19 protein-coding genes are annotated in these 18,291 nt (G+C 72.9%); 14 read left to right on the forward strand and 5 right to left on the reverse strand.

Features of this window, described 5'->3' with window-relative positions; all coding sequences use genetic code 11:
• The 5 genes from ETD85_RS63235 to ETD85_RS22200 form a co-directional block, all read left to right on the forward strand.
• On the forward strand, positions 1-650 hold a 650-nt coding region (locus ETD85_RS63235; protein ID WP_170246788.1), incomplete at its 5' end, for an STM4014 family protein.
• The gene (locus ETD85_RS22185; protein WP_449290108.1) at positions 637-1,473 is read left to right on the forward strand and encodes an STM4013/SEN3800 family hydrolase; all 837 of its coding nucleotides are present in this window, start codon (positions 637-639) and stop codon (positions 1,471-1,473) included. The genes ETD85_RS63235 and ETD85_RS22185, both read left to right, overlap by 14 nt.
• Positions 1,460-2,731 (forward strand): STM4012 family radical SAM protein, encoded by a 1,272-nt coding sequence (locus ETD85_RS22190; protein WP_138691682.1) that lies wholly within the window; start codon positions 1,460-1,462, stop codon positions 2,729-2,731. The genes ETD85_RS22185 and ETD85_RS22190 overlap by 14 nt, the downstream gene beginning before the upstream one ends.
• Positions 2,725-3,558 (forward strand): STM4011 family radical SAM protein, encoded by an 834-nt coding sequence (locus ETD85_RS22195; protein WP_138691683.1) that lies wholly within the window; start codon positions 2,725-2,727, stop codon positions 3,556-3,558. Before ETD85_RS22190 ends, ETD85_RS22195 begins: the two co-directional genes overlap by 7 nt.
• A 107-nt stretch (positions 3,559-3,665) precedes the next feature.
• Positions 3,666-4,496 (forward strand): CPBP family intramembrane glutamic endopeptidase, encoded by an 831-nt coding sequence (locus ETD85_RS22200; RefSeq protein ID WP_138691684.1) that lies wholly within the window; start codon positions 3,666-3,668, stop codon positions 4,494-4,496.
• 25 nt (positions 4,497-4,521) lie between these two features.
• Here ETD85_RS22200 and ETD85_RS22205 read toward each other — a convergent pair whose 3' ends face one another.
• The 3 genes from ETD85_RS22205 to ETD85_RS22215 form a co-directional block, all read right to left on the reverse strand.
• Complete coding sequence (locus ETD85_RS22205; RefSeq protein ID WP_138691685.1) at positions 4,522-5,814, reverse strand: DUF6745 domain-containing protein; 1,293 nt, start codon at positions 5,812-5,814, stop codon at positions 4,522-4,524.
• A complete protein-coding gene (locus ETD85_RS22210; RefSeq protein ID WP_138691686.1) occupies positions 5,814-6,110 on the reverse strand; it encodes a hypothetical protein in 297 nt (98 codons plus the stop codon). The genes ETD85_RS22205 and ETD85_RS22210 overlap by 1 nt, the downstream gene beginning before the upstream one ends.
• 159 nt (positions 6,111-6,269) lie before the next feature.
• On the reverse strand, positions 6,270-6,800 hold the full coding sequence (locus ETD85_RS22215; protein WP_138691687.1) for a CGNR zinc finger domain-containing protein: 531 nt from the start codon (positions 6,798-6,800) through the stop codon (positions 6,270-6,272).
• A gap of 28 nt (positions 6,801-6,828) precedes the next feature.
• Here ETD85_RS22215 and ETD85_RS22220 point away from each other — a divergent pair, with 28 nt between their 5' ends.
• The 6 genes from ETD85_RS22220 (at position 6,829) to ETD85_RS22240 (ending at position 12,432) form a co-directional block, all read left to right on the forward strand.
• Positions 6,829-7,761 (forward strand): arginase family protein, encoded by a 933-nt coding sequence (locus ETD85_RS22220; protein ID WP_138691688.1) that lies wholly within the window; start codon positions 6,829-6,831, stop codon positions 7,759-7,761.
• A 102-nt stretch (positions 7,762-7,863) separates the two neighbouring features.
• Positions 7,864-8,013 carry a hypothetical protein gene (locus ETD85_RS63240; protein WP_170246789.1) on the forward strand — a complete coding sequence of 50 codons (150 nt, stop codon included), beginning with the start codon at positions 7,864-7,866 and terminating at the stop codon, positions 8,011-8,013.
• A 48-nt stretch (positions 8,014-8,061) separates the two neighbouring features.
• Entirely contained in the window at positions 8,062-9,111 is a 1,050-nt protein-coding gene (locus ETD85_RS22225; protein ID WP_206058456.1) for an MvdC/MvdD family ATP grasp protein, read from the forward strand.
• A complete protein-coding gene (locus ETD85_RS22230; protein WP_138691689.1) occupies positions 9,108-10,112 on the forward strand; it encodes a TIGR04500 family putative peptide maturation system protein in 1,005 nt (334 codons plus the stop codon). The genes ETD85_RS22225 and ETD85_RS22230 overlap by 4 nt, the downstream gene beginning before the upstream one ends.
• Positions 10,109-10,297 (forward strand): hypothetical protein, encoded by a 189-nt coding sequence (locus tag ETD85_RS22235; protein WP_138691690.1) that lies wholly within the window; start codon positions 10,109-10,111, stop codon positions 10,295-10,297. The genes ETD85_RS22230 and ETD85_RS22235 overlap by 4 nt, the downstream gene beginning before the upstream one ends.
• A 20-nt stretch (positions 10,298-10,317) precedes the next feature.
• On the forward strand, positions 10,318-12,432 hold the full coding sequence (locus ETD85_RS22240) for a peptidase domain-containing ABC transporter (protein WP_138691691.1): 2,115 nt from the start codon (positions 10,318-10,320) through the stop codon (positions 12,430-12,432).
• A gap of 3 nt (positions 12,433-12,435) precedes the next feature.
• Here ETD85_RS22240 and ETD85_RS22245 read toward each other — a convergent pair whose 3' ends face one another.
• The gene (locus ETD85_RS22245; RefSeq protein WP_138691692.1) at positions 12,436-14,040 is read right to left on the reverse strand and encodes a DUF4434 domain-containing protein; all 1,605 of its coding nucleotides are present in this window, start codon (positions 14,038-14,040) and stop codon (positions 12,436-12,438) included.
• A gap of 94 nt (positions 14,041-14,134) precedes the next feature.
• Between ETD85_RS22245 and ETD85_RS22250 the strand changes: the two genes are divergently transcribed.
• Together ETD85_RS22250 and ETD85_RS22255 are read left to right on the forward strand one after the other, a co-directional pair.
• Complete coding sequence (locus ETD85_RS22250) at positions 14,135-14,935, forward strand: SDR family NAD(P)-dependent oxidoreductase (protein ID WP_138691693.1); 801 nt, start codon at positions 14,135-14,137, stop codon at positions 14,933-14,935.
• Between the two features lie 66 nt (positions 14,936-15,001).
• Positions 15,002-16,672, forward strand: a complete 1,671-nt coding sequence (locus ETD85_RS22255; protein WP_138691694.1) for an alpha/beta fold hydrolase — start codon at positions 15,002-15,004, stop codon at positions 16,670-16,672.
• Between the two features lie 9 nt (positions 16,673-16,681).
• Here the strand turns inward: ETD85_RS22255 and ETD85_RS22260 are convergent, their stop codons facing one another.
• Positions 16,682-17,821 (reverse strand): FAD-dependent oxidoreductase, encoded by a 1,140-nt coding sequence (locus ETD85_RS22260; protein WP_138691695.1) that lies wholly within the window; start codon positions 17,819-17,821, stop codon positions 16,682-16,684.
• Positions 17,822-18,007: 186 nt separating this feature from the next.
• On the opposite strand from ETD85_RS22260, the gene ETD85_RS67525 reads away from it, so the two are divergent.
• Positions 18,008-18,193 (forward strand): TetR/AcrR family transcriptional regulator, encoded by a 186-nt coding sequence (locus ETD85_RS67525; RefSeq protein WP_170246790.1) that lies wholly within the window; start codon positions 18,008-18,010, stop codon positions 18,191-18,193.
• The last annotated feature ends 98 nt before the right edge of the window (positions 18,194-18,291 follow it).

Here is an 18,291-nt window from a genome sequence, read left to right on the forward strand (position 1 = left end):
GGGCCGGGTCGTACGCGCAGGTGCGGGACGGGATGGCCGATCGGGGGTGGGCCAGGGTGTTCGTGAAGCCGGTCCACGGCTCGTCGGCCTCCGGGGTGATCGCGTTCCAGGCGCACGCGGGTCGCGTCCAGGCCGTCACGTCGGCCCGGTGGTCCGGCGGGGTGCTGCGCAACTCGCTGGACGTGCGGACCGTCACCGACGAGGGCGAGGTGCGCCGGCTGGTGGACGTCCTCGGGGCCGACGGGCTGCAGGTGGAGCGCTGGTTCCCCAAGGCGTCGGCCGACGGCGCGCCGTTCGACCTGCGGGTGGTGACCGTGGCGGGGACGCCGACGCACGCGGTGGTGCGGATGGGCGTCGGCCCGATGACGAACCTGCACCTCGGCGGCTCGCGCGGCGATCTGGAGCTGGTGCGGGGGCGGGGCGGCGGGTTGTGGGAGCGGGTGCTGGACGTCTGTACGCGGGCGGCGGCCTGCTTCCCGCGGAGCCTGAGCACGGGGGTCGATGTGATGGTGGGCGCGGACTGGCGGTCGGTGGCGGTGGCGGAGGTGAACGCGTTCGGCGACCTGCTACCCGGTTTGATGGATATTTCAGGAAATGGGCGGGACACCTATGCCGAGCAGGTCAGGGCGGTCGTCGATGGGCGGCGCTGAGCCGGCGGCCTCGGCGTCCTGCCAGGCCGTCGACATGAACGCGATCGTCGGCGATCACGACCTCCTCCTGGTCACGCTCGACACCCTCCGCTACGACGTCGCGGCCGCGCTGGCGGACGCCGGACTGCTGCCGAACCTCCTGCCGCCCGGCGTCCGCTGGGAGCGCAGGCACAGCCCGGGCAGCTTCACCTACGCCGCCCACGCCGCCATGTTCGCCGGGTTCCTGCCCACGCCGGTCACGCCGGGCCCGCATCCCCGGCTGTTCGCGGCCACGTTCCCGGGAAGCGAGAGCACGGCGGACGGGACCTGGGTGTTCGACGCGCCCGACCTGCCCGCGGGCCTGGCGAAAGCCGGATACCACACGGTGTGCATCGGGGGCGTCGGCTTCTTCAACAAGCTGACCCCGCTCGGGTCCGCGCTGCCCGGCCTGTTCGCCGAGAGCCATTGGGAGCCGGAGTTCGGCGTCACGAACCCCGCCTCGCTGGAGCGCCAGATCGACCGCGCCGCCGAGGTGCTGCGCGACCGGACCGCGCCGGTCTTCCTGTTCGTCAACGTGTCGGCCATGCACCAGCCGAACCACTTCTACCTGCCCGGCGCCACCGGCGACTCGCCGGAGAGCCACGCGGCGGCCCTGCGCTACGTGGACCGGCACATCGGGCGGCTGTACGCCCTCATGCGCCGCCCCTGCCTGGTGATCGTCTGCTCCGACCACGGCACGGCGTACGGCGAGGACGGGCACGCCGGCCACCGGATCGGCCACGAGGTCGTCTGGACGGTTCCCTACACCCATTTCATCCTGGAGCAGCGCCATGCGGCCATATGAGGGATATGTCTACGCCTATCCGCACAAGACCGCGTACCGGCCGCTGGCGCCGCGCCCGTACCTCAAGGAAGTCTGGGCGGGCGAGCGGCCGGGAGCGCTGTACGTGCACATCCCGTTCTGCGAGATGCGCTGCGGCTTCTGCAACCTGTTCACCCGCACCGGCGCCCCGGAGGAGCTGGTCTCCGCCTACCTCGGCACCCTGGAACGCCAGGCGGAGCAGGTGCGCGAGGCCCTGGAGGACAGCGGCTTCAGCACGGCCGCGTTCGGCGGGGGCACGCCGACCTACCTCAGCGCCGGCGAGCTGACCAGGCTGTTCGACCTGACGGAGCGGGCGATGGGCGTGGACCTCGCGCGGATCCCGCTGTCGGTGGAGACCTCGCCCGCCACCGCCACCCCCGACCGCCTGTCCGTCCTGGCCGAGCGCGGGACCGCGCGGATCTCGATCGGCGTGCAGAGCTTCGTCGACGCCGAGGCCCGCTCCGCCGTACGCCCCCAGAAGCGGGCCGAGGTGGACGCCGCGCTCGACGCGATCCGCGCCGCCGGCGTGCCCGTGCTGAACATCGACCTCATCTACGGCATCGACGGCCAGACGCCGCGGTCGTGGCTGTACTCGCTGGACACCGCGCTCGGCTGGCGGCCCGAGGAGCTCTATCTCTACCCGCTCTACGTCCGGCCGCTGACCGGGCTCGGCCGGCAGGGGCGGGCCTGGGACGACCAGCGGCTGGAGCTCTACCGGGCGGGCCGCGACCACCTGCTGGCGGCGGGCTACGAGCAGGTGTCGATGCGGATGTTCCGCCTGCCCGGCTCGGGGACGGCCACCGAGTACTGCTGCCAGACCGACGGCATGGTGGGGCTCGGGTGCGGCGCGCGGTCGTACACGAGCCGGCTGCACTACTCCTTCGAGTACGCCGTGGAGGCCAGGCACGTGCGGTCGATCATCGACGACTACGTGGGCAGGACCGACTTCGGCACGGCCAACGTGGGCTTCGCGCTCTCGCCCGGCGAGCGCAGGCGGCGGCACCTCATCCAGTCGCTGCTCCAGGCCGGAGGGCTGGCGCGCGAGCACTACGCCCAGCGGTTCGGGACCGACGTGCTGGCGGACTTCCCCGTCCTCCTCGACCGGTTCGGCGAATGGCTGTCCGTCTCGCCCTCGACGGTCGGGCTGACGCCCGAAGGGCTGGCGTACTCGGACGCGATCGGCCCCGCCCTGTTCTCGCCCGAGGTCGGGCGGCTCATGGACGCGTACGCGGCATGCTGACCATCCTCTACCGCGGCCCGCTGGCGAGCTGCGACTACGACTGTTCCTACTGCCCGTTCGCCAAGCGGCGCGACACGCCCGAGCAGTTGCGGGCCGACCGGGCGGCGCTGGAGCGGTTCGCCGGGTGGGTGGGAGCCTACGAGGGCGAGGTGTCGGTGCTGTTCACGCCGTGGGGCGAGGGCCTGGTCAGGTCCTGGTACCGGCGGGCGCTGGTGGAGCTGTCATGGCTGCCGAACGTCGCCAGGGTCGCCATCCAGACGAACCTGAGCTGCCGTACCGGCTGGCTCTCCGAGGCGTCGGACCGGGCCGCGCTGTGGGTCACCTACCACCCGACGCAGGTCCCCTACGACCGCTTTCTCGGCAAGCTGCGCTCGCTCCCGGTCCGGCACAGCGTCGGCATCGTCGGCGACCCGGCCCACCTGGCGGACGCGCGGCGGCTGCGGGCCGATCTGCCCGCTGAGACGTACCTGTGGGTCAACGCCGAGGAAGGCCGCCGCTACACCGACGCGGAGGCCGCCGAATGGTCGCGGATCGACCCGCTCTTCCACCACAGCCGGCTCGCGCACCCGAGCGCGGGGCTGCCGTGCCGCACCGGGGATGACGTCATCTCGGTGAACGGTGACGGCACGGTCCGCCGCTGCCACTTCGTCCCGGAGACTCTGGGCAACCTGTACGACGGCTCGTACCGGGCGGCGTTGCGGCCCCGGGTCTGCCCCGCGACGGCTTGCGACTGCCACATCGGATATGTCCACCTGGAACCGCTCGGCCTCTACGACGTCTTCGCCGGCGGCATCCTGGAGCGCATCCCCGCCGCCTGGCCGCGCTGACCCAGGCGGACTCGCGGGGGCCGTCCGGCCCCCGCGCAGCGCGCCCCGCCGCCCTAGAGTGGAGTCGAGATCCACAGCCAGGCCCTTCCACCGAGAGCGAGCCTGACGTGTCCGGTCCCCAGGCTGCCCCCGGCTCCCGCCTTCCGGTGCTCTGGCGAGCCCTCATCGTGTTCGCCGCCGCCGTCCTGCTCTGGCTGTTCGTCTATCACGGCACCCCGCTGGGCTACGAGTACACCCGTCTCACCCATGCCGCCAGAGCGGTCCTCACGACCGTTCTCGTCGTCCCCATGGTCATCGCCGCCCGCCGGCTCCTCGACCGCCGTCCCTGGACCGGCCTCGGGCTGCCCTCGCTGCGGGCCGGCCTGCGGAGCCTGCTGCTCGGCCTGGCCTGCTGGCTCGTCCCCGCCGCTGCCGGGTTCGCGCTCTGCCTCGGCCTCGGCTGGGTCGAGATCGGCCTGCGCACATCGGCCGCCGACGTCGTGCGCGGGGCCGCGCTCCTGACCGTGCTCGTCCTGCTGTACGAGGCGCTGCCCGAAGAGCTGGTCTTCCGGGGTTACCTGCAGCACAACCTCGCCACCGTGTCGCCGGCCTGGCAGGCGGTCATCGCGCAGGCCGGGTTGTTCACCCTGTTCGGGTTTCTCGTCGGTGCCGCGGTCTCCCTGGACCGGATCCTCATCTTCTTCGTCTTCGCCCTGCTGCTCGGCGGCTTCCGCGTCGCCACCGGCGACATCTGGGCGGGGATCGGCTTCCACCTCGCCTTCCAGACCGTCGCCCAGCTGTTCGACAGCACGGGGGCCGTCTTCGAGGTGACCGGCCTCGACACCTTGAGACTCGTCGCCCTGGGCGGCCTGCCGTTCTCGCTCGGCTGGCTGGCCATGCTGCATCTGCGGCGCGACCGCCTGAGCTGGCACGCCCTCGAACCGGACCCCGTTCGCTGAGACGATGCCGTGTTGACGATGTTGCTCAGGTCTCGCGCTGCGGCCGATAGTCCTCCTCCTCGACCCCGAACGTCCACGCGACCCCCTCCCGAGCCCGCTGCACCCATGGCGGCACCCGCAGGAAGTAGGTACGGCGGGAGCCGTCGGGCTCGGGCGTGGAGTTGACCACCTCCACCATGGTGAGCGGCTCGTCATCGGGCAGCTCGACCCGCCACAGGATCCCGGCCGCGTCGGACTGCATGCGCCGCGCACCCGCCTCGGCCAGGAAGCGGGCGAACCCGAAGTGCTCCAGCATGACGCGGCGCAACTCGGCGTTCTCCTCGGCGCGGATGCGCTCAGGGGTGATCGTGCTCATCGAGGCCGCGAACCCGGCCGGAACGGGCATCCCATGCCAGGCGTGCAGCGCGAACCCATCGGAGTAGGACATCGCGGGCCCCTTCGCGCGATGCAACCTCCCTTCCGCGTCGAGGTGCAGCTCGGTGGGCCGCGCGGTGACGATCGCCAGCCGCTCGAACGGCCACCACCAGCCGGCGCTCGCCGCCACCCGCTTGAGCCCGTCGAGCCCGCCGATCCCGTCGATCCCGTCGAACGCCGACAGCCAGGGGGCGTCGTGCTGGCCGAGCACGGCATCAAGCGTCGCCAGCCGCAACACCTCACCACTTCGGCCACCACCCCGGCCACCACCGAGATCACGGCCGCTGCCGAGACCGGTGCCACTGCCGAGACCGGTGCCAGGTTCGCTGCCAAGGGCCCCGATGGCCCGGCGAAGGTCGCCGACGATCCGGTCGACCTGCGGCCAGAGCCGCTCACCGGTGGCCGCCCACAACGCCGGCCAGCCCTCGGGACCGAGCTCCGCCTCAGCCGCAGCCCTGGCCCGCGCCCACGGAGCCGTACGGACCGCCTCCCGCACCGACCGCCCCGGCTCCCCGAACGCCTCCAACACCCGCAACCCGGGCCCACCGCCCACGGCCCCCAGCCCGGACGGCCCCCGTTCGTTGCCGGTCCCCAGCCCGGACGCCACCGGCTCATTGCCGGTCCTCCGTCCTCCTGACGCCACCTCATCCGTCAGGCCCAGCACCTCCAGCCCGCCCTCGTGCCGCGAGGTCAGCCCGAGGCCGGCCTCCTCCAGGACCCGGCGCACGTCATCGCCGCCGGTCAGCCAGGCCGCCGCGACGGCTCCGGCGGCCGGTGAGGCCAGCACGACGACCCGCTCGGGCTCGGCCAGCCCCGCCTCCGCGTACGCCTGGCGCACGGCCGGCTCGGGATCCTCGCCTCGGCCGGTGGCCACGGCGACCCGCTCCCACGTCAGGACCGCCATCAGTCGGCCACCACCCGGTAGGAGCCGGGCACGTATTCGCGCTGCCTGATCACGCGATACCAGCCCTTCGGCAGCAAGATCGTGTCGTGCTCGTCGTGCACGAGCCGCCCGCCTTCCGGCAGGTGCAGGAAGCCGCCGGAAAGGGTGCCGGGGCCGGGGATGGCGTGGCAGTGCCCGGTGGCCTCGCCATAGGCCAGGACCAGCCGCCCGCGAGCGTCGCGCGGCTCGGGACGCAGGACGCGCGGCGCGGACTCCTCCGGCACGGGCATGATCAGGATGTCGCCCTGTCGGTACATCGACCAACCTCCATCATCGGGGGGATGATCGGAAGCTACCGACGCCGACCGACAATTCCCGGCCCGCAGGTCAGCGGACGGCCCGACCTTCTGCCGCGCGCCTGTCGGCGACCCGAACGCGCCATGGATGGGACCTCCCCGAGTCCGCCACCCGGTGACTCAGCGGTGGCGGGCGCGGGAGGCGGCGGCGTGGGCGCGGTTGGCGCAGCGGGTCGAGCAGAACTGGCGGCGTCCCGGACGGCTGCGGTCGATGAACGCGTCCCGGCAAGGCCCCGCGGCGCACAGGCGCAGCCGTTCCCAGTCGTCCGCGGCGGCGATGTCCAGCAGCTCGGCCACCGCCCGCACGGCCAGCCGTACCGGCAGGGCGGCGCCCGGCGGCGCGACGAGCCGCGAGCGCGGCACCCCGCCGGACTCCTCCACGCTCACCTGCACCGGCAGCTCGTCCGCCCACCGCGCCAGAGCCCGCGTCCGCTCGGCGGGCTCGCACATCAGCACGGCCCGCAGCCGCGCCCGCACCGCCCGCACCGCGTCAAGGTCCACAGCGTCCAGGGCCTCCGCCCGCACCCCCAACTCGCGGCAGAAGCGGGCGAGCTCCCCCACGTCCGGCAACCGCTCGGGGTCGTCCTGGTAGTCGTCCCACGTGTTGGCCAGATCGATCGCCACCAGACCCGTCTCGTCGAACTGGCGCATTCGCTCTCCTCCTGTTAGCGTCACGAGTATGACAAGAATAACCACTGACGCAAAGCTGACAATCCTGGACGCCCCCTCGAACCTCGGCCTGCGGCCGCCCGCGCCCGGCGTCTCCCCCGGCTGCTACAAGGCGCCCTGGGCGCTGCGCAACGCCGGCCTGGTCGAACGCCTGGGCGCGGCCGACGCGGGCGTCCTCGTGCCGCCCCGCTACGTGGCCACCTGGGAGCCCGGCGACGGCGTGCGCAACGGCCCGGCCATCGCCGCCTACGCCCGCGCGCTGGCGGATCGCGTGGCCGGGATCAGGGCGTCGGGCGGGTTCCCCGTCCTGCTCGGCGGTGACTGCTCGATCCTGCTCGGCCCGGCGCTGGCCCTGCGCGAGGCCGGCCGGTACGGGCTGGCGTACCTGGACGCGCACGCCGACTTCCGGCACCTGGGCAACTCCCCGCATGTCGGGTCGGCGGCCGGTGAGGACCTGGCGCTGGTGACCGGGCGCGGTGACGACTACCTGACCGACATCGGGGGCCTGCGCCCGTACGTCAGGGACGAGGACGCGATCGTGCTCGGTGTCCGCGATGAGGAGGATCTACGCGACATCGCGGACAGCGGCCTGGCCTACGTGCCCGGGAACGACATCTCGCTGAAGCGGGCCGAGGAGGTGCTCGTACGCGACGACCTCGACGGCTTCTGGATCCACGTGGACGCCGACGTGCTCGACCCGTCCGTGCTGTCCGCCGTCGACTCCCCCACCCCCGGCGGGCTCGACGCCGCCCAGCTCACCGAGCTGCTGCGCGGGCTGCTCGCGCTGCCGGGAGCCGCCGGGCTGGAGGTGACGATCCTGGACCCCGACCTGGACCCCGACGGCAGCCAGGCCGCCCTGCTGGCGGACATCCTCGTGTCGGCGCTGGCCGGCGGCCCGGTGCCCGATCAGGGGAAGATCCTCCGTCCCCAGGGTGACATCTGATCATCCACGCGGCGGACGCCCCCGCAGGTTCCGCCTCTCTAGCGTGTTCGACGCGACGGGGCGCATCCGGCTCCCCGCGCGGACAAAAGACGGGGAATGAACATGAGCAAGCCGCGTACCAGCCTCGACGACATCGCGGCCCTGGGCGCCGAGCTCGACGAGGGCCAGCTGCTCCAGGTGAGCGGTGGCGCGAAGAGCCAGGTGATCGTGATCCACGGCAACCACACGCACACCTCCGGCGACAGCAACTAGTAGCCGCGGGGGCGCGACCACGTCGCGCCCCCGACCGGGACCACGCTGATGATCCTCGTACTGACCTCCGCCGGAGACGAGCACGCCGAACGCGTCGTGGAGGCGCTCGCCGGGACGGACGTCACCGTCTTCGATCCCGCGGACTTCCCCGCCGCCGCCACTCTGGAGATCGGCCATCCGGGAGACGGCTCGACCGTCCGGACGCTCGGCCGTGACGGACGCCGTCTCGTCCTCGACGAGCTGACCGCGATCTGGTACCGCCGCCCGGGGAATCCGGTGGCCCATCCCGGGACCGTCGCCCGCGACCACGTCGAGGAGGAGTGCCGCGTCCTGGCCGAGAGCCTGTGGGACGCCCTGGGGTGCCTCAAGGTCCCCGCCTCCAGGCCGGTCATCGACCGCGCGGCGCGCAAGCCGTACCAGCTCGAAGTGGCCAGGCGGCTGGGCTTCGACCTGCCCGCGACGCTGATCACGAACGATCCCGAGAGCTTTCTCGACTTCTACGGGCGGCACGAGGGCCGGGTGATCACCAAGCCCGTGCACGGCAACCAGCTGGAGGCGGGCGGTGAGCGGTTCGGGCGGTTCGCGGCGCACGTGACTCCGGCGGACCTCGGCCATGCCGACGCCCTGCGCCTGTGCCCGGTCATCGTCCAGGCCTACGTCCCCAAGCGGGTCGAGGTGCGGGTGACGGTGGTGGGCGGCGAGCTCTTCGCGGCGGAGATCCACTCGCAGGTCAGCAACCACACGCGATACGACTGGCGGCACTACGACCCGGGCGCCACCCCCGTGCTGCCGCACGACCTGCCGGACGAGGTCTCCCGGCGCTGCCTGGAGCTCGTCGAGCGGCTCGGGCTGTGCTACGGCGCGATCGACCTGATCCACACGCCGGACGGCCGCCACGTCTTCCTGGAGATCAATCCGAACGGCCAGTTCCGGTGGATCGAAGAGGCGACCGGGCTGCCGATCAGCGCCGCGATCGGCGAGCTGCTGAAGAGCGGCGAGCTGCTGAAGAGCGGTGAACTGCTCAAAAGTGGTGAACTGCTCAAAAGTGGCGATCCACTCAAGACCGGCGCACCGCGCAAGAGCGGAGTGCGGCGATGACGGACGGGCCGATGCTCGCCGACGCGGTCGGCCTGCTCAGCTCGGGCACGCCCGCGCACGGCCTGGAGGCGTTCAGGGCGGCGTACCCGCACGCCAGGACGCGGCTGGTCGCCCAGCGCGAGGAGTTCGACGGGTCGCTGCACCACGCCCTGCTCATCAAGGACGGCGCCGGCGCCGCGATCTCCCTGTCCTGGTGCCCCGACCGGGCCCTGCCCTGGCCGTTGCGCGGCGTGCACCGGGCGGGCGAGCACCTGCTGCTCCGGGTCAACGGGATCGACACCCCGGTGGCCAGGGCGATCGCCTGCCTGGACTTCATCTGGGACGAGTCCGCGCTCGCCGACCGGCTCGTCTCCGACAGCCTGGTACGCGAGGAGCTGGCGCAGGCGCGGGAACCGCTGAGCGACGCCGCGCTGCAGGAGGCGATGGACGCCTTCCGCCGCGCCCGCGGCCTGCTGACCGGAGCGGCGACCCGGGCCTGGATGGAGCGGCACCGCATCTCCCACCACGAGCTGGAGGAGCTGGTCGCCCTTGAGGCCGCCGTGGCCGCGCTCCGCTCGCGGGTCGCCGCGGGACGGGTGGAGAGCTGGTTCGCCGAACACGGCCGCCAGCTCGACGTCGCCCGCGTCGCGCGGGCGGAGTTCGTCACCGAGCCGGTCGTGCCCGACCCGGCCGGGTTCCTCGACGCCGTCGAGCGGGCCTTCGCCGACGGCACGGCCCGTCCCGGCGAGGTGTTCGCCACCCTCCGCCGGGGCGACCTCGGCGAGGAGATGGCGGAGCGGATCTTCACGGCCCCGCCGGGGACGGTGGCCGGGCCGTTCAAGTCGGAGCACGGGCACCTGCTGGTCAAGGTCCTGGCAGTGGAGCCGGCCGTGCTCGACGAGACCGTACGCGACCTCGTCGAACGCCGGATCTTCCGCGACTGGATCGAGCGGCGCAGGAGCACGGCCAAGATCGAGTGGTTCTGGGGCCTCGCGGAGCGGACGGCGGGCAGGGGCAGGTGAAGCCGCTTCCGTACCGGGAGAAGGTGGTTCACCACCATCTGGGCGTCCGGCGGCGCGTCGAGCGCCCCTACCGCGTCTCCAGGACGCTCGTCGCCTGGCTGTGGATCTACGTGGGCCTGCTGGCGCTGTCGCTGGCGATCGTGGTGCTGCTCGGCGTCCTGCCCGCGCTGGGGGATGCGCGTTGAGGCGGGCCCGGGTGCGCGTGATGCGGCAGAACACGATGGCCGACTGCGGCGCGGCGTGCCTGGCGATGGTGCTCGGGCACCACGGGCGCCGGGCGAGCGTGCGCGAGGTCGCCGTGGACGTCCAGGTGTCCAGGGACGGGCTGACCGCCCACGCGATCGTCGAGGCCGCCAGGTCGTACGGCCTGCGCGCCAAGGCGCTCTCGGTCGCGCCCGAGCGGCTCGGCTCGGTGCCGGGACCGTTCGTCGTGCACTGGGAGTTCAACCACTTCCTGGTCGTCGAGCGCTGGCACCCGGACGCCGTCGAGGTCGTGGATCCGGCCTCCGGGCGGCGCCGGCTCACGCCGGAGGAGTTCGACCTCGGGTTCACCGGGGTCGTGCTGGTCTTCGAGCCGGGTCCGGACTTCAGCGTCCAGGGGCCCGAGCGGCGCCCGTGGCGGGCGAACCTGCTGCGCGCCCTGCTCATCCGCCACCGCGGCCTGCTGGTCCAGGCGCTGATCGCGTCCCTCCTCCTCCAGGTGGCCGCGCTCGTGCTGCCGCTGCTCTCCGGGCTCGTCGTCGACGAGGTGCTGCCCGGCGGCGACCGGTACCTGCTGCGCGTCCTCGTCGTCGGCCTGCCGTTCGTGGTGCTGATCCAGGGGATCCTCAGCTACCTGCGCACGGCCGTGCTGCTCATGCTGCGGGCGCGGGCCGACACGGAGTTCACGGGCGGGGTGGTCGGCCGGCTGTTCGCGCTGCCCTACCGGTATTTCACCCTGCGCGGGACGAGCGACCTGGTCATGAGCACGCAGAGCGCGGCCAGCCTGCGGGCCATGCTGTCCGGCCAGGTGCTGTCCGCGCTCCTCGACGGCCCGCTGACCGTGGTGCTCATGGTCCTCGTGCTGGCGGGCGATCCCGTGCTCGGCGGGTGCCTGGCCGTGCTGGCGGCCGTACAGGTCGTCCTGCTGCTCCTCACCCGGCGGCGGATCGCCGACCTCACCGGGCGCGGGCTCACGGCCGCCGCCACGACCCAGGGCCGGCTCATCGAGTCCATCAGGGGCATCGAGTCGATCAAGGCGTCCAGCTCCGAACGGCGTGCGGTCGAGCGGTGGTCGGCGATGTTCACCGCCCAGATGAACGCCGACCTGCGACTCGGCCTGGCCCGGGGGTTCCTGGACTCGGCCCTTTCCGGCATCAGGCTCCTCGCTCCCGCGCTGCTGCTGCTCGTGGGCGCGGTCCGGGTGCTCGACGGCGGGCCGAGCCTGGGGACGATGCTCGCGCTCAACGCGCTCGCCGTCTCCGCGCTCACCCCGCTGACCTCGCTGCTGACCAGCCTCCAGGAGCTCCAGGAGGCCGGCGCGCACTTCGAGCGGCTCGCCGACATCGTCGAGGCCGAGCCCGAGCGCACGGGCGGGGCCCGGCCCCGGCTGCGCGGGGAGGTGGCGCTGAGCGGCGTCGGGTTCCGCTTCGACCCGCGCTCCCCCTGGACGCTCAGGGACGTCACGCTCAGGATCGAGCCGGGCCAGAAGGTCGCGCTGGTGGGCAGCTCGGGCTCGGGCAAGAGCACGCTGGGCAGGGTGCTGCTCGGCCTGTACGAGCCGGTCGAGGGCGAGCTGCGCTACGACGGGACGCCCGCGCGCGACCTCGACCCGGGCTGGCTGCGCGGCCGGTTCGGCGTGGTCACCCAGGACCCGCACCTGTTCACCGGGACCGTCAGGGAGAACATCGGCCTGGCCGTCCCCGGCGCGGCGCTGGAGCGGATCGTGGCGGCCGCCAGGCTGGCGCACGTCCACGACGACATCATGGCGATGCCCATGGGGTACGAGACGATGCTCCCCGAGGGCGGCGGCCTGTCCGGCGGCCAGCGGCAGCGGATCGCCCTCGCGCGGGCCCTGCTGCCCGAGCCCCGGATCCTGCTGCTCGACGAGGCCACCAGCCATCTCGACACCGTGGCGGAGGCGGCCATCGAGCACAACCTCGCGGCCCTGCCGCTGACCCGCGTCGTGATCGCGCACCGGCTGAGCACCGTGCGCGACGCCGACCAGATCCTCGTCATCGAGGCGGGCCGGGTGGCCGAGCGCGGGACGCACGACGAGCTGATGCGGTCCGGCGGGCGGTACGCGGCCCTGTCCGACCTGACCCGGCCGTGGCGGGCCTGACCTCTAGCGCAGCACGTAGGCGCTCGTGCTGGAGTGGCCGGCCTCGTTCGTGGCGGTGACGGCGGTCCAGGGACCCGAGGGGACGTAGGGGGCCCAGGCGGACTCCAGACGATCGCGCCCGTTCCACTCCACGGCCACGGACACCTCCCCCACGCCCTGCGGCGCGAAGCGCAGGGTGCCGCCGTGCAGGTTGTAGCCCTGCACCATGATCCCCGCCCGCCCGTTGAGCTCCTTGCGCGACGCCCCGACGATGATCGGCTGCCGCCACCCGCCGGCGATGTCGTCGGCCAGCGACGGCGTGTCGTAGCGGGCCTGGCAGGTGAAGAACGGCTCCCACCCGTACGAGATGATCTTCACGGGGGCGGTGCCCGCCGCCATGACCTGCTGGTCCAGGCGGCTCTTCGAGGTGCGGCCGCGCAACGGCCCCGGCTCCACCCGCCCGCACTCCCCGGCGACCGGCGTGGGCTCGAAGCCCTCCACGTTCACCCACAGCTCGACCCCGCCGGGCACCCGCCGGGCCGCCGCCTCCACGTAGTCGCGCGTGGCCCCGTAGTACGCCTGCGCGTTGGTCACGTCGCCCACGACGGGCGTCAGGCGCGGCGCGACCCTCGACTCGGCCTCGTGCACCCCGTACACCGGCACCTTCCCCGTCCCCCGCCCGTCCTGGACGGCGACGGCCATGGGCAGGCCGGCCCGCGTGGCCGCGATGTCCGCGAGCCCGTCGGCCACCTGGCCGGGCGGGAACCCGCGTCCCCTGCGCGCGTCGATGTAGGGGCTGACCACGATCTTCTTGCCGGGCAGCGCGGCGGCGACGACGGCGTGCTGGGCGGCGTACAGCTCGATGATCGGGTCCTGGTCCGAGCGGTCCCGCAGGGCCAGCTCGAACGACTGGTACACCCCGCCGAACGCCTTCGACGCCCCGAACCGCGCCCGGTAGTCGGCCAGCACCCGCGCCGTGAAGGCGTTGAGTGCGGCGGTGTGCGCGTGGTCGGGCTCCCACGGCTTGCCCTCCTGCTGCGCCGCCGCGGGCAGCCCGGGATAGACCGCCATCCCGTACGCCGCCGCCTCCGTCATCAGGTTGCCCAGCCCGTCGCCGTCCGTCGAGACGAGGACCAGGTCGTGCACTCTGTCGTCGCAGGAGTCGGCCAGCGACACCCGGTAGAAGACCCGGCCCTCGCTCTCGATTCGCCGGTCGATCCCCTGGCAGCGCAGCAGCCCGGGCCCGAACTCCTCGCTGGTCACGTACGAGTAGACCTGCCTGATCTGCTTCCCCGGCACGCGCGCGCACGGGTGCCCGTCCACGCGGCAGCCCTCGAAGCCGGGCTCCTCGCCCACGTCGAAGCGCGGCCCGAACGTGATGAGCGTGTCGCCCCCGATCGCGTGGACCGCCTCGACCATGCGCCGCGTCACGCACGAGTCGGCTCGCGGGATCACCCAGTAGCCGGTCACCGCGTAGGGGGCCACCACCCGCGGGTCCCTGGCCGGGCACTCCTCCATGACCTCGGGACCATCCGGCACGACCGCACCCACCACGAGGGCCACCGCCACGACCAGCCACAGGATCCGGTGCACCCACGCCCCTTCCACGCCGGCCTCCAGCCTACGCACCCGATCGCGTCCGGGGGCGTGGCGGCGCTCTCGAGACCCCGCCGTGACCGGCCGCGCGCCGGTCACCGACAATGGCCTACAGGGGGGATACATCGTGCGCATCGATCTCAGCGGCAAGACCGCGCTGGTCACCGGCTCGACCCAGGGAATCGGGGCGGCCATCGCCACCGGGCTGGCGCGGGCCGGGGCCCGGGTCGCGATCAACGGCCGCAGCGCGGGCTCGGTGGCCGCGGCCGTGGAGACCATCGGCGGCGACCTGGCCGCGTCCGCCGGCGAGCTGGTCGCGGCCCCCGGCGACCTGGCCACGGCCGAGGGGTGCGAGGAGGTGCTGGGCCGCCTCCCGCAGGTGGACATCCTGGTCAACAACCTCGGCATCTTCGGCGCCAGGCCGGCGCTGGAGATCGACGACGACGAGTGGCGGCGCTACTTCGAGGTCAACGTGCTGGCGGCGGTCCGCCTGACCCGCGCCTGCCTGCCCGGCATGATCGAGCGCGGCTGGGGACGCGTGCAGTACATCGCCAGCGACTCCGCCGTCGTCATCCCCGCCGAGATGATCCACTACGGCATGACGAAGACCGCGCTGCTGGCCGTCTCCAGGGGGTTCGCGAAGGAGGCCGCGGGGACCGGGGTCACGGTCAACTCGGTGATCGCGGGGCCGACGCACACCGGGGGCGTCGAGGAGTTCGTCTACCAGCTCGTGGACAAGGAGCTGCCGTGGGAGGAGGCGCAGCGGGCGTTCATGCGCGAGCACCGTCCGCAGTCCCTGCTCCAGCGGCTGATCGAGCCCGAGGAGATCGCGAACATGGTCGTCTACCTCAGCTCGCCCCTCGCCTCCGCGACGACCGGTGGGGCATTGCGGGTGGACGGCGGGTACGTGGACTCGATCCTCCCCTGAACGCGCGCCGCCGCCCCCCACTCCCGGGGGATGTGGACGGGCCCGCCCGCGGCGAGCCTTGGGTGCATGATCTTACGAACGCTCCTGATGAGCGCGCTGGCGCTCGGCGCACCGGCCGCCACCGCGCACGCGGAGACCGCGCGGCCGGCCATCACCTGGCAGAAGTGCCCCGGCTACTCCGACGACGTGCTGCGCGCGCGTGGGCTCAGAGACGCGGACTTCGCCGAGTTCAGACGCCTGCTCGGGCGTACGGAGTGCGGGACGCTCAGCGTGCCCCAGAGCTACGGCGATCCGGCGGGCAAGCAGCTCACCATCGCGCTGACCAGGCTCAAGGCCACCGGCCCCGAGGGCAGGCTGGGCAGCCTGGCGATCAATCCCGGCGGTCCGGGCAGCAGCGGCTACCTGATGCCGATCGACCTGGTCATGACCGGTGTCGGGCTGAACGGCCGCTACGACCTGATCGGTTTCGACCCGCGCGGCGTCGGCTACAGCACGAAGGCGAAGTGCCCGGCCGGCACTGTGGAGCGACCGCCACCGGGGCCGGTCACGGAGGAGCTGGCCAGAGCCGTCTACAGCAACGTGATCAAGGACAACCAGGCGTGCGCGAGCTCGAACCCCGGCTTCTTCGGCGCGCTCACGACCGCGAACGTGGCCCGCGACCTCGACCGGATCCGCGCCGCGCTGGGCGAAAGCCGGCTGAGCTACGTCGGCGTGTCCTGGGGCACCTGGCTGGGGACGGTCTACCGCAGCCTCTTCCCCGACCGGGTCCACCGCATGTGGCTGGACAGCGTGGCGCTGCCCGTGCCCAGGCTCGACGTCTTCACGCAGGGACGCGCGGAGGCCGCCGACCGCGACTTCCAGCGGATGGCGGCGTGGCTCGCCGAGCGGGACGCCGCCTACGGGCTCGGCTCGTCCAAGGACGAGGTGGTCGCCACGCTCACCGAGATGCGGACGTCGTACGACGCCGAGCCTCTCACCTTCACCGACGTGGACCTCACCGTGGATGGGCGGCTGATCGCCGACATAGGGAGCCAGCCCAGCGTGGCCTGGCCGGAGCTGGGCCCGGTGCTGAAGGAGCTGAAGGACGCCACCGGACCGGAGGCGCCGCCGACGATCAAGCGGATCTTCGGCGAGCAGCCGCCGCCCCCGCCCGCCGACGCGCCTGAGCGGAACAACCCGGCGGCGAACCTCGCGTTCTTCTGCAACGAGGACTCGGGGCCGCGTACGTTCGAGTCGGCCTGGAACGCATATCAGCGGCGGCTGGTGCGCTTCCCGGTGACCGGCGAGGCCGGCATGTTCTTCCCCCGGTGCGCCGGGTGGCCGCTGCCGGTGCAGACCACGCGCCTGCGGCACTCGGGCGGCTCGCTCATGCTCTCCGGCCACCTGCACGAGAGCCCGTCGCCGTACGAGTGGACGCTCCAGACGCGGGCGGCCATCGGCGGGAGCGTGGTGACCGTGGACGACGACATGCACGCCTCGGCGCTCCGGGTGCCCGGCTGCGTGACCAAGATGATCGACTACTTCGAGAAGGGGCGGCGGACCAGCACGTGCCCGGGGGTGCCGGTGCCGGACTCCACCGAGCTCCAGCCGTCGCCGGGCTCCCCGGCTGAGGCCACGCTCCCGGCTGCGACCGCGTTCCCCACTGTGGCCGGGCTCCCCGCTGGGGCCGCGTTCCCCACTGTGGCCGGGCTCTCCGCTGGGACCGCGTTCCCCACTGTGGCCGGGCTCCCCGGCTGAGCCGCCGGTTCAGCGACGGTCCAGGCCGGACAGCTGCCAGGCCAGCCGGCGGCGTACGGCCGGGATCCGGCCCGCCAGCCCGAGCACCAGGTTGCGCAGCGGGCGGCGGGCCGCGCTCGCGGTGGCCAGGGCCGTGAGCCTGCTCGCCAGCCCGACGACCTTCTCGGCCACCGGGCGGCGGGCGGCGGCGTAGGCGTCCAGCAGGTCCTGCGACCCGCCGCCGAGCACCTTCGCCAGCGTCTCGCCGAGGGTGACGGCGTCCTCGATGCCGAGGTTCATGCCCTGGCCGCCGGCGGGCGAGTGCACGTGGGCCGCGTCGCCGGCGAGCAGGACGCGCCGGTCCCGGTAGGTGCCGGCGATGCGGTGGTGCACGCGGAACCTCGACCCCCAGACCACGTCCTCGACCACGGCGGGCACGGCCTTGGGACCGCGGGTGTCGAGCAGCCGCTGCACGAACGCCGCGTCCGGCTCCTTGGGCGCGTCGTCCGCGGTGGCCACGATCCGGTAGAGCCCTCCGGGCAGGGGCGCCATGACCACCAGGCCGTCGGGCGAGAAGTACAGGATGACCTCGTCGTCCGGCACCCCGCCGCTGAGCCGGACGTCGGCCAGGGCGAACGACTCGGCGTACGTGCCGCCGCCGAAGGGGATCCCGGACTGCTCGCGTACGAGGCTGTGCATGCCGTCGGCGCCCACCAGGTAGGACGCCCGCAGCTCGCGCCCGTCGTCGAGAGTGGCCGTGACGCCCGAACCGTCCTGCGCGATCGCGGTCACCCGCGCGGGCCGCACCACCTTGCCGCCCAGCTCCTCCAGCCGGGCCAGCAGGTACGCCTCCGTGTCCGCCTGGGAGATCATCAGCGTGTACGGGTACCGCGTCGGCAGCCCGTCGAAGGGCACGGGCACCAGCAGCCGGTCGCGGTCGCGGATCGTGAAGCGCGGCGTGTGCACCCCGCGGGCGGCCAGCGCGGCCGAGACCCCGTACGGCTCCAGCAGCTCCAGCGTCCTGGAGTGGACGACGGCGGCCCTGGAGGTGTTCGTCCCCTCGGCCTGACCGTCCACGACGACGACCTCGTGGCCGAGCCGGGTCAGGACGACGGCGGTCGTGAGCCCCACGGGGCCGGCGCCGACGATGAGCACCCCGGTGTGGATCATGTCTCCTCCTCGATTCAGGCCAACGTCCGTAGGCCAACACCTGTTGACACTAAACAGGCCTCCTCTAAATGTCAACATGCGTTGGCCTACAGCCGTTGACACGAGCATCGGGGACGCGGGCGGCCAGGTCACGGCCCGCGCGCGGTTCGCCGCACGAGGGGGTCACGACCGCAACTCCTGTCCGTCGTGACCGCGCCGTCACAGGATCGGGCGCGGGCGCCGACGCGGGCCGGGCTGGTGTCCACGCAAATACTCGGAACCGCCCTATACCTATATGTCGTGAGATTGCCGCCCTGGACCGCCATGAACAGGGAAGAAGCCGTCGAGGCGATAGCCCCGGCCATTCACCGTCATCTCGATCTCGAATTGTGATGAAACACCGGTCCCACCATTCACTGGCGCACCACATGCCCTCTTTGCACACACATTCAGATCATGTTAGATGGAGGGGACAAGAAAGGACCGGCCAC

Source organism: Nonomuraea zeae, from assembly GCF_005889725.1.
GTDB classification, from domain to species: domain Bacteria; phylum Actinomycetota; class Actinomycetes; order Streptosporangiales; family Streptosporangiaceae; genus Nonomuraea; species Nonomuraea zeae.

Bases quoted from the DNA above. Each gene is read 5' to 3' on its own strand.
- ETD85_RS22185 (WP_449290108.1), top strand. From the start codon at position 637: ATGGGCGGCGCTGAGCCGGCGGCCTCGGCGTCCTGCCAGGCCGTCGAC.
- ETD85_RS22190 (WP_138691682.1), top strand. From the start codon at position 1,460: ATGCGGCCATATGAGGGATATGTCTACGCCTATCCGCACAAGACCGCG.
- ETD85_RS22195 (WP_138691683.1), top strand. From the start codon at position 2,725: ATGCTGACCATCCTCTACCGCGGCCCGCTGGCGAGCTGCGACTACGAC.
- ETD85_RS22205 (WP_138691685.1), bottom strand. From the start codon at position 5,814: ATGGCGGTCCTGACGTGGGAGCGGGTCGCCGTGGCCACCGGCCGAGGC.
- ETD85_RS22210 (WP_138691686.1), bottom strand. From the start codon at position 6,110: ATGTACCGACAGGGCGACATCCTGATCATGCCCGTGCCGGAGGAGTCC.
- ETD85_RS22215 (WP_138691687.1), bottom strand. From the start codon at position 6,800: ATGCGCCAGTTCGACGAGACGGGTCTGGTGGCGATCGATCTGGCCAAC.
- ETD85_RS22220 (WP_138691688.1), top strand. From the start codon at position 6,829: ATGACAAGAATAACCACTGACGCAAAGCTGACAATCCTGGACGCCCCC.
- ETD85_RS63240 (WP_170246789.1), top strand. From the start codon at position 7,864: ATGAGCAAGCCGCGTACCAGCCTCGACGACATCGCGGCCCTGGGCGCC.
- ETD85_RS22225 (WP_206058456.1), top strand. From the start codon at position 8,062: ATGATCCTCGTACTGACCTCCGCCGGAGACGAGCACGCCGAACGCGTC.
- ETD85_RS22230 (WP_138691689.1), top strand. From the start codon at position 9,108: ATGACGGACGGGCCGATGCTCGCCGACGCGGTCGGCCTGCTCAGCTCG.
- ETD85_RS22240 (WP_138691691.1), top strand. From the start codon at position 10,318: ATGCGGCAGAACACGATGGCCGACTGCGGCGCGGCGTGCCTGGCGATG.
- ETD85_RS22255 (WP_138691694.1), top strand. From the start codon at position 15,002: ATGATCTTACGAACGCTCCTGATGAGCGCGCTGGCGCTCGGCGCACCG.
- ETD85_RS22260 (WP_138691695.1), bottom strand. From the start codon at position 17,821: ATGATCCACACCGGGGTGCTCATCGTCGGCGCCGGCCCCGTGGGGCTC.